Here is a 12,347-nt window from a genome sequence, read left to right as displayed (position 1 = left end):
GTTGCCCCTCCAATGTCGTCCAAAGTTCACGATTGAGGACGATTCCCATGGCTTACACCACCGGCCGAGTGAAGGGCAATTACGCCGACATCATGTTCGGCGATGGTGACGACCCCGAGGTTTTCACTCAGCTCTGCGGCATCAACACGCGCGGCATCACGATCACATATGCCAATGCGTTCGAAACGACTGACTACGATTGCCAAGATCCCGAAGCCGTCGGTCAGACGCTCCGCGAAGTCGGCGCTCAGGACTGGTCGATCACAGGATCTGGGCTCTACAACCGAAGCCAGATGGCAGCGATCCGCGCGCTTATGGGGTCTTCGCAAAGCTGGAGATTTGCCCTCGACGAACCCGCTTCCCCGGCGACTGCCATTGACGCAGGCTGGTGGCAGGGGCCTGGCTTCATCTCATCGTTCGAAATCACGGGCAATGATGGTGAATGGACCCAAGCGAACCTGACCATCACTGGCACTGGCTTGCTCACTTGGGCAGATGCTGCCTGATGCAGACCAATATCACGCTCGATTTTGCCGACGGCCGCTATGATTTTAAGCTGCCGTGGGCCGCTTGCGCCGAGGTTGAGCGTAAATCCAACGCTGGCATCCAAGTCATCTATGAGCGCCTCATGATCGGCCAAGCTCATCTTTCCGATGTCGCAGAGATAATCCGCCAAGGTTTGCTTGGTGGCGCCGGCGGAGTGGTTGATGAACAGGTTGTCGAATGTAAGCCAGCCATGGTGAACAGCCTCGTCGATCGCTACGTCACGGGCCAAAATCCCCGCCCGTTCGTGGAGAGCTGGAATCTGGCCAAGGTCGTTCTGCATACCTTCATGCAGGGCTACGAGCCTGCGCAGGTCGGAGACTCAAAAAAAAACGAAGAGACGGACCTGACCGGATCGACCTAGGTCAGGTTTTGGCTAACTGCGCTATGATGCACGTTCCACCCAGTGAGGCGAAGGCGCTTACTCTCTATGAGTATCAAGCCCTTCTGCATGGCTGGGAAGAGGCACACAAGACCGGCGATGAGCCCCCCGAGCCGCCATCAATCGAAGAAAACGAAAAGCGTCGCCGAGCACTTGAAGCGCGGGGAGTAAAAATCCTGCACTAGTCGCCGTCCGTAGCGGTCGAGGCGGCATCAGGTGACGCATGGTTCATGGCTACTGCTGATGAAGTGATCGTCGAATTTGAAGCGCGCGTCGGTCAGTACGAATCCGACCTGAAGCGCTCTGCTGCCACTTTTGAACGCGTCACCGGGCAGCAGCAAAAGCAAATTCTCGCACTTGAGCGCCAAATCCGTTCGTCCAGCAGCAACATTGGCAGCAGCCTAAAAGGCCTCGCTGGCACTATTGCTGCGGCGTTCAGCGCTCAACAGGTTGCCGGATTTGTAGATTCTTGGACCCGATACAATAACCAGCTCAAAGTCGCGGGTTATGAGGGCGCGCAGCTGGTCGATGTGCAGACGCAGCTTCTCGATATCGCAAACAAGTATGGCGTTAGCTTGGAGGCAGTGGGGACACTGTTTGGTCGTAACTCGGCCGCAGCCAAGGAAATGAACCTAACTCAGGGGCAGCAGCTTCGCATAGTCGAAGCCACAAGCGCCGCGCTCAAAGTGAGCGGTGAGAGCAGTGAAGAGGCCGCTGGCGCCCTCCTCCAGCTTTCTCAGGCCCTCGGTGGGACAATGATCCAAGCCGAAGAGTACAATAGCTTGATCGATGGCGCCCGCCCGCTCCTGCAAGCGGTTGCTGCGGGCAGCGACAAATGGGGTGGTTCAGTCGCCAAGCTCACGTCCGACGTGAAGGCGGGAAAGGTTTCTGTCCAGGAATTCGTAGCTGCGCTGCTTAAGGGGTCAGACACGGTCATCAAGCAAGCGGCCGATTCCACATTGACCCTCTCTGGCGCGTTTACAGTGCTGGAGAATAACCTCACCAAGTTTATCGGGACAGCTGGGCAAAGCAGCGGAGCGACGTCCATCATCAGCGATGGCATCGTCACGCTTAGCCAGAATATCGGCACGCTTGCCGAGGCGCTCAGTGTGATCGCCGTCGCCTTGGGTACGAGGTACGTCGCGGCAGCGGGCGTTTCTGTCCTAGCCAGCGTAGCGGCCAGCGATGCATTCTTCGCCATGACTGCGGTTGTCGGGGGCGCTGCAACTGCCACCGAGGGGCTGTCGTTTGCGCTGGCGGGTCTCGCAGGAGCGGGAGCCGTAGTGACCGGCATTGCCGCTATCGCAGGCGGTATTGCCTACCTCTACATCAAGGAAAAGGAAGCCGAGGCCGCAAGCGCGGACCTCACGGCATCTATCGACCAGCAGGCGTCCAGTTTCGCGGCAGCGCATAAGCAGGCAGCATTGGTTGCGGCTCGGACGGGCGAACTTACCAAGGGCCAGCGCGAAGCCCAGGTGGCAACAGCAAACCTGACTGGCGAGGCGAATCTCCTAGCGGACGCATGGGCACGCGTCGCTGTCGAGGCCAAGCAGGCGGCGATAGCGAACGCGCAGGCCGCGCTGTCCAAGGCGACAACCAATCGCACTGAAGCCCAGGCTGCGGTCAACACGCAAAACGCAATAGAGCAGAACCGCCCCAGCAATCAGGCATCGGGCAGCCCGCAAGGCACGATCGGTCGCGGTCTAAACTCATTGTTCAATGCAATCGGCCTGACCGATTCCGCAAAAATTGCCAAGAAGGCTCAGGACAATCAGAAGCGGCTCGATGTCGCCGTGCAGAATGAGGCCGATGCACGGACCGCCCTAGCGGATACGCTCAAGGCGTCACTCAAAGATTTCAGGCAGGATCCGGCCGCCGCAGATCCCAACAGCGCAAACGCCAAGGCGCTTGCGAAGCATCAGGCAACGCTCGCCGATTTGGAGAAACTGAAGGTTGGCGCCAGCGGCAAAGACCTTGCGACAATCAATAAGAAAATTGCTCGTGAGCAGGCCATTATCGGCAATCTGCAAAAGGGCGTCGGCGAAACTGCGGCACTTGCCGCCGCTACCGGTTCTGCCGCAAATCACGCGGAAAAAATTGATCATTCCGAGCAAGATCTTTCTCGTCTGCGTGAAGAGGAGCTCCGTGCGCGTTTGGATCTGGCGACGAACGCGGAGGATCGGGCCGACATCCAAAAACAGATCCTTGATGAGGAGCGATCCGCCAGAATCGCCGAGGTGAATGCGAACAAGGATTACGACGCCGCACAGAAGAAGGCCGCGCTCGCAGCTATCGATCGACTCTACGGGCCTGCAAGTAAGCCGGGTGAGTTGGTTGTTTCGCCTAGCTTATACGGGACGCGAGTTGATCGCGAAAAGGATCAGCAGCTTGAGCGAGATAAATTGGACCAATCTCAGGCTGTTTACGACGTACAGCGGGAAATCCTGCAAAACCAGCACGACCTAGCTCGCAGTAGCGCGATGCGCCGTGATATCGCGCTTAAGCTGATCGATCTAGAATACGATCAGCAGAAGGCGGCGCTAGAGGCGACGATTGCCAGCAAAACAGCGACCGACGCTGAAAAGAAGCGAGCGCAACTATCACTCAATGCCCTGGGTGAGATCACTAATGGTCGCCGCGAAATCGCGACCCAGGACAATGAGAGCCCGCTCCAAGCCTACAAGCGCAAGCTTGATAAGTCGGGAGGTGAGGTCAACGACGAAGTAGAAGGATACGTCGTCGACGAGCTGGATAGTTTCCGCGACAGCATTCGCAGTGGCATCGAAAAGATGATCGGGACAAAAGACCCGCTGATCAGCGGATTGCTCAATATGCTGCTCGAGCAGGTTCTCATCAGGCCCATCACTGATGCATTAAGCGATGCAGGATCCGGTAGCGGTAATTTCTTTGGAAATTTAGCTAGAGGCATTGGCTCGCTTTTCGGCGGAGGCCGGGCGACTGGAGGACCTGTGACTGCTGGTCGCGTCTACAAGGTCGGAGAGAGCGGAGCCGAACTGTTTCGCCCACAGCAGAATGGGGTCATCATTCCCAACCACTCGCTGAAAGGCCAATCTGGAAGCGCAGTGATCCAACAGACCTTCGTCCTCGACAACCGCGGCGGCATCACCACGCCGGAACTGATCGACTACATCAACCAGACGGCCAACACCAAGGCTGTTCAAGCGTCGGCGGCGATGGGCAAGCAGGTCTACCAAGCCATTCCGACCCGTCTGTCATCGTATCAACGGGACGGGGTCTGATGGCCAGCTTCCGTGAAAGCATCGTGGTCCGCATCGACTGCGATCCGCCAGCCATTCTTTGGTCCGGCATAGGCAACCTGCTGCTGCCAGCAGATGATGTGAATCCATTTCCCGTCGTAGCGCTGGGCGGCGGAGAGCTTGTCAACGTGCCGGATTTTCAGCAGCTGATTGGAGGCACGGCGGAGCGCCTCGACTTAACGGTCAGCGGCGTATCAGACGAAACTATCAGGCTCGCCATCGATGACGCACCGAGCGTCCGAGGTGCGCAGGTAGACGTCGGGACGGTTCGCTTCGATTCCGCTTGGCAACTTATGACGGTCGAATGGGAGCAGGTATTCGAGGCGCGATCCCTGAGCATCAGCCGGCCGCAATCGGACGGCGCGGGGAATGTGACGCGTTCGATCACGCTGACGATCGTGCAAGGCTCGACCACCCGCAGCCGGGCCAAGATTGCATTCTTCACGGATGCCGACCAGCGCCGCCGGTCGTCAACCGATACGATTTTCAGCCACGTGGCCGGCATCTCCGTCGGCACGTCGCGCCGATTTGGGCCGAAGTAGATGACGCTGGGAGACTATCTCTTGAGCCTGCAGAGCCGGGCGCGCGAACCGGGCATTCACGATTGCGTGACGCATCCATCGGACTGGGTCGTTGCATGTGGCCTGGGCGATCCTATGGCGGCATGGCGGGGCACATACGTCACAGATGCCGAGGCCGAAGACATCATTGCACGCGCCGGCGGCCTCGTACCGCTATTCGACGAGGGATACGCCTCGATTGGCGTTCCGCGCAGGGACGGCGATCCCGTCGAAGGCGATATAGGCGTGCTACGAGTAGCTGGCGAGGAAGCAGGCTCCATCTTCACCGGCCGGCGTTGGACGTTCATCGGTAAGCGCGGGATCGGCTTCGCGACAGTACTGCCGGAAGCCGTCGCGGCGGTGTGGGCTGTGGGCCGTCCGTAGCGAAACAGCGCGCCATCCAGCCTAAAGCTGGCATGGGTAAAACGCTGGGAAATATCATCCAGACCATCGCTGGCGCGTTTCTGGTGGCTTTCTCCGCCCCGCTTATCATGACCGGGATCGCCGCCCCTGTTGGTCTTGCATTGTCCGGCATCGGCGCCGGCTTGATTGTAAGTGGCGTAGCTGGGGTCATAGGCGGATTGCTGGGCCCACCGTCCCAAAAGCCCGATCAAAGCGAAACAGCGATCAAGTCGGCCCGGCCGCCAAGAGTATCGGCTTACGGCACATCCCGGCTTTATGGAGCCTATATCCTCTACGAGACCGCCGAGGACGGAACGGCGGTTGACGTCTACTCGGTCCACGATGGGGAGATGACCGCGATCGTCCAGCGATATCTCGCGGACGACAAGATCACGCTCTCGGGGAATGTCGTGCAAGCTGGTGAAGATGGCCGATACGGCGACGGCAATCTGAGCTTTTATACGACGACAGGGGCAAATCCCGGCACTGCGATCTCGGCGGTGGTATCATTGCTGCCGACAATCTGGACCACGGACCATCGGGGCGACGGCGTTGTGCAGATGGCTTTGCTCTGCAAATCGGTGAAGTCGAAGAACTTCCTCGACATTTACCCCAATGGCGTACCCACCGCCTCGATAGCCGCGATGTGGCAGAAGTGCCCCGATCCCTATGCGGTCGATCCGCTGGACGAAAGCGCGTGGACGTGGACAGAGAACGCTATTCGGCAGCTGATGCACTACATGATCGTGCGGGAGGGACCGAAGCCGGCATTGGCAGAGGATGCCCCGGGTTATCCCGCCGCTCTAGCCACTCTGCGCGCCTCGTACTGGGCCCGCAAGTTTGCTCCAGCGCTGGACTACTGGAAAGCCGCCTCCGACGTCTGCGACCAGTTGGTCCCGCTCAAGGGCGTGCAGACGGTGCTTACCGCAGACGTCAACGATGGCGCGACCTCGGTTCCAGTTGCCTCCGTATCTGGCCTGGCTGTGGGCATGGCAATCAGCATTACGCAGAGCGACAACACCGCTCGCACTGAGAATCGCATCGTCACATCGATCTCCGGATTGACGATCCATTTCAGCGCTGGCCTCCACTGGGACCACACGTCTGGATCGGCTGTTTCCTGGGCAAGCGATCCAGCCAATCCCGCCACGGAAGCGCGCTGGCGTTCATGCGTCGCCCACAAGCACACCGACGCGCATTCCGCCGTGAAATCATCTATCCTCCAGGCCTGCGACGGATGGATAGCGACACGATCTGACGGAGCATTTGTGGTCTACGCCGGGCAGTATTACGCCCCCACTGTCACCATCGGTGCCGACGAGATTGTTTCCTTCGATTGGTCTGGCGTCGGCGTGGATGACGACGACGCCGTCAACGAAATCTCTTGCTCCTACGTCAGCGCCAATCACGACTACAACACGGTCGAGACGGACGCGTGGCGCGATGAGGACGACATCACCGAACGCGGCGAGGTACTGTCTGATTCCCTGGAGCCTCAGGTTCCGTCACACGGGCAGGTCCGCCGCCTTGCTAAGCGCATGATGGCCCGCAAGAACGCGCTCTATCGCGGAACCGTGACCACCAACGCGTCGGGTCGGGCGGTACGAGGCGAGCGGTTCATCCACCTCACCCTCGCAGAATCTGGCGCGACTTTCTTCGACGGCCCGGCAGAAATCACCGCTGTTACCCGCAATCTCGGTTCAGGCGGCGTCACCTTCTCATGGGTAGCTGCGGACGCGAATGTCGATGCTTGGAACCCGGCAACGGAAGAAGGGGATCCTGCCCCCGTCGGCGACCGTGTAGCTCAAGAGCCGTTAGAGGCTCCGGTGATCAGCAGCGCCGAGACGGAACTCGATGCCTCCGGCACGGCCGCAAGAGTGAGGATCATCGTCGATGGCTTCGACCGGAACGACCTTACCTGGTTCGCGCGATGGAGATCCACCACAGATGCGAGCTGGACGAGCAGCAATATACCGATCAGGATCCTACCGCAGAGGTCCTACTCGTCACGAATGTCGTGCCGACAGACATAGCCGTTGATGTCGAGGTTTCGTATTCGACCGGTGACGGCCGAGTCTCACCATGGTCGGACACGGTCACGGTCAGCACTTCGACAGCCAGCCTGGCGCCAAGCCCCAACACCGCTTTCATAGCGAACGGAGGCGCCGGTGTCGTCACCGGTGGCTGGTCGAACAGCGTATCAACCAACTTCGGGCATTCCGAATTGTGGGCCGGGCCCACTTCGGTCTTCGCGGCAGCTACGCAGCTTGGCGCGGACTACACTGGCGCCCGCGGCGTAGGCGAGACTTTCAGCGAGGCGGTTTCGCCAGGGAACCTGTTCCTGTGGACGGTCGCGTACAACTCAGGCGGCACCGCATCATCGCGCACAGGTCCGATTCAGGTCACGATCACCTAAGGCCGTCCGTAGAGCGCAGCCGAGAAGCGCGGCCATGGTTCAGCCATGTTGGTCTTCCCGAGCTGCTTTTTCTCGATCGTCGCAAAAGACGTAGATATCGAGACTGCCCGTATCTCCGGCGGGGTGTCGCTGTCCGGCATCGAGGACAGCATCGCGACGGACGGTGGCGGCCGTTGGTACGCTACTGCCGACAATGCGGCGCTGCACACACGCGAGAAGATCATGGCTTGGCGCGCGTTCAAGTCGGGGACCGGCGGCGGCATCGATCCATTTGTCTTCCCGATCTGTGATGCCCGCCATCAGCCCACTCGAGGAAAGACCAAGGTCCCCCATTCTGACGGGACCTCGTTCTCCGACGACACGCTCTATTCGCAGGGCGATTGCGAGGTCTACGTCAGTGCCGACGCGCCTCTACGGGCCACGCAGATCCAATTTAGCATTGCCAGCCTCGGCCGCCCGCTGATCGGCGGTGAACGCTTCTCCATCGATCACCCGACGTGGCGGCACCGCTGTTATCAGATCGGCCGAATCATCGCTCAGGATGCGACCTCCGCAACGGTGCAGTTCCATCCGCCGCTCCGCGAGGCCGTTGCCACTGGGAATGCGGTAGACTTCAACAACCCGCGCTTCGTCGCTCGCGTAGACGGCCAGATGAGCGCTCCCATGACCAACCCCAAGTTCGCGAGTGGTTCTGTCCGCTTCGTCGAAGACATGACCGGGAGCTATGCCTGATGGGCGATATCACCGACCGCTGGAACTCGGCTTGGAGGGACTTCACGACCGATGGCGTCCCGGCCACCGGCGCCAATGAGCCTGCCAAGGGGGAAATCCGCCCCATCGGCAAGCTGATCGAGAATGCCATCAATACGGCGATGGCCGGCATCACAACGGTCGCAAACATCGCTGCCCGTGACGCCTTTTTCGCTATCCCTGCGAACCAAGGCAAGCTGGTCTACGTCAACAACAACAATGGGTCTGCTACCGACCCGCTGAATGGTGTCTACGAGTATGTAGCCGGTACGGCGAGGATCGCCCTGGGGTTCTACAACGGCCTCGCAGCGGTCGTGCAACCGCTGGTGGACGAGGCAGAAGCGGCGCGTGACGTAGCAGTTGCAGCAGCGGCGAGCCTTCTCACACCCGCTGTGATTGGGCGGCCATCGACGGTAGCCACCGGAACCACGATTTCCACGGCGCAGACGTACGTCTTCGCTACGCCGGTCAGCAAGCGCACCCTCTTTTCGCAAGTTCAGGGGCATTTCAATGCCACCGGGATGCTCATGGTGGCTGCGGTGTCGCTGGTCGGAGGCATCTTTGTTCCTCGGCGAGGCTCGCAGCGCACCGCGACGATTGCCGCAACAGGTGACCAGACTTACGCGCTCTCGGCTCCTCTGGACTTGCAGCCAGGCGAGTATCTGCAATTCGTCAACCGTCCGGGCGGCATGATTCGGCAGATTTCTGCCGCTGGTGACAGCGGTGGATATTACGTCTCGAATGATAGGCTGGTCACGAACGCCTCGCTGGTCTCCAACATCCAGTTGCAAATCAGGTTTATCGGGCAAACGATCGGCGACATGCTGGTTACGGCTTACGGCGCCCCCGACACCACCGACACCGTCAATACGGCATCATACATCGGTGCCAGCCTTTCTGCGCCTAACGAGCTTGTCGTCGGTCAGTTTGGCGCAGCAGCCGCAGCAGTTGTCGGCACCACTTCGGCCTACACCAATTACGTCGCGCAATCGGGCAAGCCGACCGGAGTCGAAATCGAACTCTCCGCGTCGGGGTCGGCGGGCAAGCTGCTCCAGATCGCAACGTCTGGCGTGGTGTTGGCCTCCGTAACGGTCGATTACTATGTGGGCGGCAACTACTTCGGCGCCACGACCCTTGCGAGCATGGTGGATCACCCGTCCTGGTACATGTTCTTCGAGCCCAGCGCCGGCGGCGGGCTTCAGCGCTTCATCCAGCCTACCGGCAACACCCTGTCATTCACGCTTTCCCAGTCCCACAACGTCGGCGATACCGTCACCTTCAATGCCCCTTCGACGACGGCCACGCTCTCGATGCGCGTCTATTCGACGACGGCGACGATCCTTTCCCGGTTGTCTGGACATGACGCCAGCATAGCGGGCACGAACACCGCGCTCGGAACGCTCACCGCTCAGGTCGCGGCCCTTGCGGGCGATGGCCAGTTCCGCGACACCGTGTTCGCCGACATCAACGGCATTCAGGGCTCGGGGCAATCGCTCATGGTTGGCGTGAACGCCACCCCCGGTCTCACGACCGTCCAGCCTTTCGCCAACGTCATGCTCGCCAATGGCGAACACGATTTTACGTCTGGCGATGGGCAAGGCATCACGGGGCCGCCTACATCGACCGCGCTCGCGCCCCTGGTTTATACTGCGGTAGGCGAAACCGTCGGTCTCGGCGGCACGAACATGGTCAAGTCGCAGCTCAACGCCGCGGGCGGACCGGCCGTGAACTTCTCCTGGTCGAACAATGGCCGTGGTGCCACGGCGATTGCCGGACTGTCGAAGGGCACGAACTACTACAATTGGGGCTTGCAGCAGCAGGCTCTGTTGAAGTCGCTCGCGAACGCGCAGGGCAAGTCCTACGTGCAGCGGTCCATCTGGTGGATGCAGGGCGAGGCAGATGCAAGTGCGGCCAATGACAAGGCAACGTACAAGTCTGCCTTGAAGCAGCTTCTTGCCGACTGGAATGCGGATCTGCCGCAATCTCACGTCGTCCCGCTGCTCAGTTATCAGATGGCGAGCCACGCAGTGCGCGGCACTGGGACGACATGGGTGCCGCCCAATATCGCGCAGGCACAGCTTGAGGCGTCGCTGGAAGACGACAACATTTTCCTCGTCTGCCCGATGTACTTCGTCACCTACAACGCGGACAACGTCCACCTGACCAACCACAGCGAGCGGTGGATCGGGCAGTACTTCGCCAAGGTGGACCACATTGTCTCCTCCCTCGGCCTCGACTGGCAACCGCTATACCCGGTCGCCTGTCGCCGTCAGGGCGTCATCATCGATCTGGAATTCCACGTACCCGTTGGGCAGCTCGTGTTCGACACGTCTCTCGTCTCAGCGGCAACGAACATGGGGTTCACCGCCGTCAAGAACAGCGATGCGTCGGCCGTCACGATTTCGTCGGTCGCGCTGCGCGGCAAGACCGGAGTTCGGATCGTTCTTGCGGCCGACCCCGGCGAGGAAGTGCGTGTTCGCTATGCGTGGGGTGCCAGCGGCCAAGGCTCTGGCCCCACGACCGGTGCGCGCGGCAACCTGCGCGATCAGGACGCGACGGTCAGCTACTACACGAACGCTTCCGGACAGCCGTACCCGCTGCAAAACTGGTGCGTCATCTTCGAGATGGTGTCCGGTGGCTATTGAGCCCGCCCGGCACCGGTGCCCGGTGGCGCACGCGGCTGCTTCGAGCGTGAAAGCGCCCGCTGGAGGTCGCTGTCTGATGCTCAGAGCGAAGCGTGTCCCGGGTGGCCGCCATGTCTGAAACGGACAACTCGATGGCGTTGATGCTGGGGGAAATCAGGGGCGAAGTGCGTCAAGTTGTCGATCATGTCGCAGTGTTGGCGAGCAAAATTGATGCGCTCACCACGGCCGTGAACCAGGCGGCTCATCTTCCAGAGGAATTGCAGGCCCTCAAAGTCCGCGTCACGGCGCTTGAGGCGAGCGAGCAGCAGCGCCGCGGTGCGATGTCACTAGGCGCTGCGATCATGAAAGCGCTGCCCTGGTTGCTGCCTGCCATCGCAGCCGGTGGCGCGGCCGCCGTTGTCACCAAAGGAGTAGGTCTATGACCCCTACGAAACTCGGCCCCAAGGGCGAAGCGCTCATGAAGAAGTGGGAGGGCTACTCCAAGGACCTCGGCAACGGGAAGGTTCAGGCGTACCCGGACCCGGCCACCGGCGGCGCGCCGTGGACCATTGGATGGGGCTCGACCGGGCCCGACATCGTCAAGGGAACGGTCTGGACCCGCGAGCAGGCGCAGCAGCGGTTCGACAATGATGCGACCAAGTTCGTGACAGGCGTGGCCAAGGCTCTCGCTGGCGCACCGGCTACGCAGAACCAGTTCGATGCAATGGTTTCGCTGGCCTACAATGTGGGTCAGGCGAATTTCAATGCGTCCACGCTGCTGCGTAAGCACAGGGCCGGAGACTTCTCCGGTGCCGCAGCTCAGTTCGCGGCGTGGAACAAGGCTGCTGGCAAGCCGATGGCTGGCCTCACCGCGCGCCGGGCCGATGAGGCCAAGCTCTACGGAACGCCCGCATGATCACCATCACCACCCCCGATGGTCGGCGCGCGTGGGCGTTCATTGCGATCGTCGGCGGCTGCATCGTGTTCACTGCCTTCGCCGCCGTTGGCGTCTACCTGAGCCGCACTGTACCCGATCACGTGTTCTTTCTCGCGCTCGCCGCGCACGTGCAGGTGCTTGTGGGTACCACCGGCCTTGCGGCCCTGCTGGTTAAGCGGACGATCCGCGCCGGGCGGGACGGAATCGAGATTTCGGATGATGCCGCCGCTGGCGCGCAGGTCGCGGCCGGTGCCGCGCAAGCCGTGGCGGATGATCTTGCTTCCGCGGACTCTACTCGTGCGCGGGACGCCGAGGTCAAATCGGAAGCGACGGGCCGTCTATGATCAACGCTGCGCCAAAGATCATGGACCAAAGCACCGCAGACGAAATCACGATCACGCCAAATTTCGAGCTTGCGGCCTGCCTCATCGGAATATCACCCACTCATTTCATCG

General features: G+C 60.8%; 12 protein-coding genes. All 12 read left to right on the top strand.

Going from position 1 to position 12,347, the window contains the following annotated elements:
* The first annotated feature begins 47 nt into the window (after positions 1-47).
* The 12 genes from EDF56_RS00700 (at position 48) to EDF56_RS00645 (ending at position 12,236) form a co-directional block, all read left to right on the top strand.
* Positions 48-506, top strand: coding sequence for a phage tail tube protein (locus EDF56_RS00700; protein ID WP_132384831.1), 459 nt, complete (start codon positions 48-50; stop codon positions 504-506).
* Positions 506-907, top strand: a complete 402-nt coding sequence (locus tag EDF56_RS00695; RefSeq protein WP_165912036.1) for a gene transfer agent family protein — start codon at positions 506-508, stop codon at positions 905-907. The genes EDF56_RS00700 and EDF56_RS00695 overlap by 1 nt, the downstream gene beginning before the upstream one ends.
* 248 nt (positions 908-1,155) lie before the next feature.
* Positions 1,156-4,185, top strand: a complete 3,030-nt coding sequence (locus EDF56_RS00690; protein ID WP_132384829.1) for a tape measure protein — start codon at positions 1,156-1,158, stop codon at positions 4,183-4,185.
* A complete protein-coding gene (locus EDF56_RS00685) occupies positions 4,185-4,745 on the top strand; it encodes a hypothetical protein (protein WP_132384828.1) in 561 nt (186 codons plus the stop codon). The genes EDF56_RS00690 and EDF56_RS00685 overlap by 1 nt, the downstream gene beginning before the upstream one ends.
* Positions 4,746-4,766: 21 nt before the next feature.
* Complete coding sequence (locus EDF56_RS00680; protein WP_132384827.1) at positions 4,767-5,147, top strand: hypothetical protein; 381 nt, start codon at positions 4,767-4,769, stop codon at positions 5,145-5,147.
* A 32-nt stretch (positions 5,148-5,179) separates the two neighbouring features.
* Entirely contained in the window at positions 5,180-7,198 is a 2,019-nt protein-coding gene (locus EDF56_RS00675; protein ID WP_132384826.1) for a hypothetical protein, read from the top strand.
* A complete protein-coding gene (locus tag EDF56_RS00670) occupies positions 7,183-7,581 on the top strand; it encodes a hypothetical protein (RefSeq protein WP_132384825.1) in 399 nt (132 codons plus the stop codon). Before EDF56_RS00675 ends, EDF56_RS00670 begins: the two co-directional genes overlap by 16 nt.
* A 45-nt stretch (positions 7,582-7,626) precedes the next feature.
* A complete protein-coding gene (locus EDF56_RS00665; protein WP_132384824.1) occupies positions 7,627-8,313 on the top strand; it encodes a hypothetical protein in 687 nt (228 codons plus the stop codon).
* A complete protein-coding gene (locus tag EDF56_RS00660; RefSeq protein ID WP_132384823.1) occupies positions 8,313-10,976 on the top strand; it encodes a sialate O-acetylesterase in 2,664 nt (887 codons plus the stop codon). The genes EDF56_RS00665 and EDF56_RS00660 overlap by 1 nt, the downstream gene beginning before the upstream one ends.
* Before the next feature lie 110 nt (positions 10,977-11,086).
* Entirely contained in the window at positions 11,087-11,398 is a 312-nt protein-coding gene (locus EDF56_RS00655; RefSeq protein WP_132384822.1) for a hypothetical protein, read from the top strand.
* On the top strand, positions 11,395-11,871 hold the full coding sequence (locus tag EDF56_RS00650; RefSeq protein ID WP_132384821.1) for a lysozyme: 477 nt from the start codon (positions 11,395-11,397) through the stop codon (positions 11,869-11,871). Before EDF56_RS00655 ends, EDF56_RS00650 begins: the two co-directional genes overlap by 4 nt.
* Positions 11,868-12,236 (top strand): hypothetical protein, encoded by a 369-nt coding sequence (locus EDF56_RS00645; RefSeq protein ID WP_132384820.1) that lies wholly within the window; start codon positions 11,868-11,870, stop codon positions 12,234-12,236. The genes EDF56_RS00650 and EDF56_RS00645 overlap by 4 nt, the downstream gene beginning before the upstream one ends.
* The last annotated feature ends 111 nt before the right edge of the window (positions 12,237-12,347 follow it).

Origin of the sequence: Novosphingobium sp. PhB165 (assembly GCF_004341845.1) — a bacterium.
Lineage (GTDB): Bacteria > Pseudomonadota > Alphaproteobacteria > Sphingomonadales > Sphingomonadaceae > Novosphingobium.
Note: the sequence above shows the minus strand (reverse complement) of the source record. Positions and strands in the feature narration are given on the sequence as shown.

Bases quoted from the DNA above. Each gene is read 5' to 3' on its own strand.
- EDF56_RS00685 (WP_132384828.1), top strand. From the start codon at position 4,185: ATGGCCAGCTTCCGTGAAAGCATCGTGGTCCGCATCGACTGCGATCCG.
- EDF56_RS00660 (WP_132384823.1), top strand. From the start codon at position 8,313: ATGGGCGATATCACCGACCGCTGGAACTCGGCTTGGAGGGACTTCACG.
- EDF56_RS00655 (WP_132384822.1), top strand. From the start codon at position 11,087: ATGTCTGAAACGGACAACTCGATGGCGTTGATGCTGGGGGAAATCAGG.
- EDF56_RS00700 (WP_132384831.1), top strand. From the start codon at position 48: ATGGCTTACACCACCGGCCGAGTGAAGGGCAATTACGCCGACATCATG.
- EDF56_RS00675 (WP_132384826.1), top strand. From the start codon at position 5,180: ATGGGTAAAACGCTGGGAAATATCATCCAGACCATCGCTGGCGCGTTT.
- EDF56_RS00665 (WP_132384824.1), top strand. From the start codon at position 7,627: ATGTTGGTCTTCCCGAGCTGCTTTTTCTCGATCGTCGCAAAAGACGTA.
- EDF56_RS00695 (WP_165912036.1), top strand. From the start codon at position 506: ATGCAGACCAATATCACGCTCGATTTTGCCGACGGCCGCTATGATTTT.
- EDF56_RS00645 (WP_132384820.1), top strand. From the start codon at position 11,868: ATGATCACCATCACCACCCCCGATGGTCGGCGCGCGTGGGCGTTCATT.
- EDF56_RS00650 (WP_132384821.1), top strand. From the start codon at position 11,395: ATGACCCCTACGAAACTCGGCCCCAAGGGCGAAGCGCTCATGAAGAAG.
- EDF56_RS00690 (WP_132384829.1), top strand. From the start codon at position 1,156: ATGGCTACTGCTGATGAAGTGATCGTCGAATTTGAAGCGCGCGTCGGT.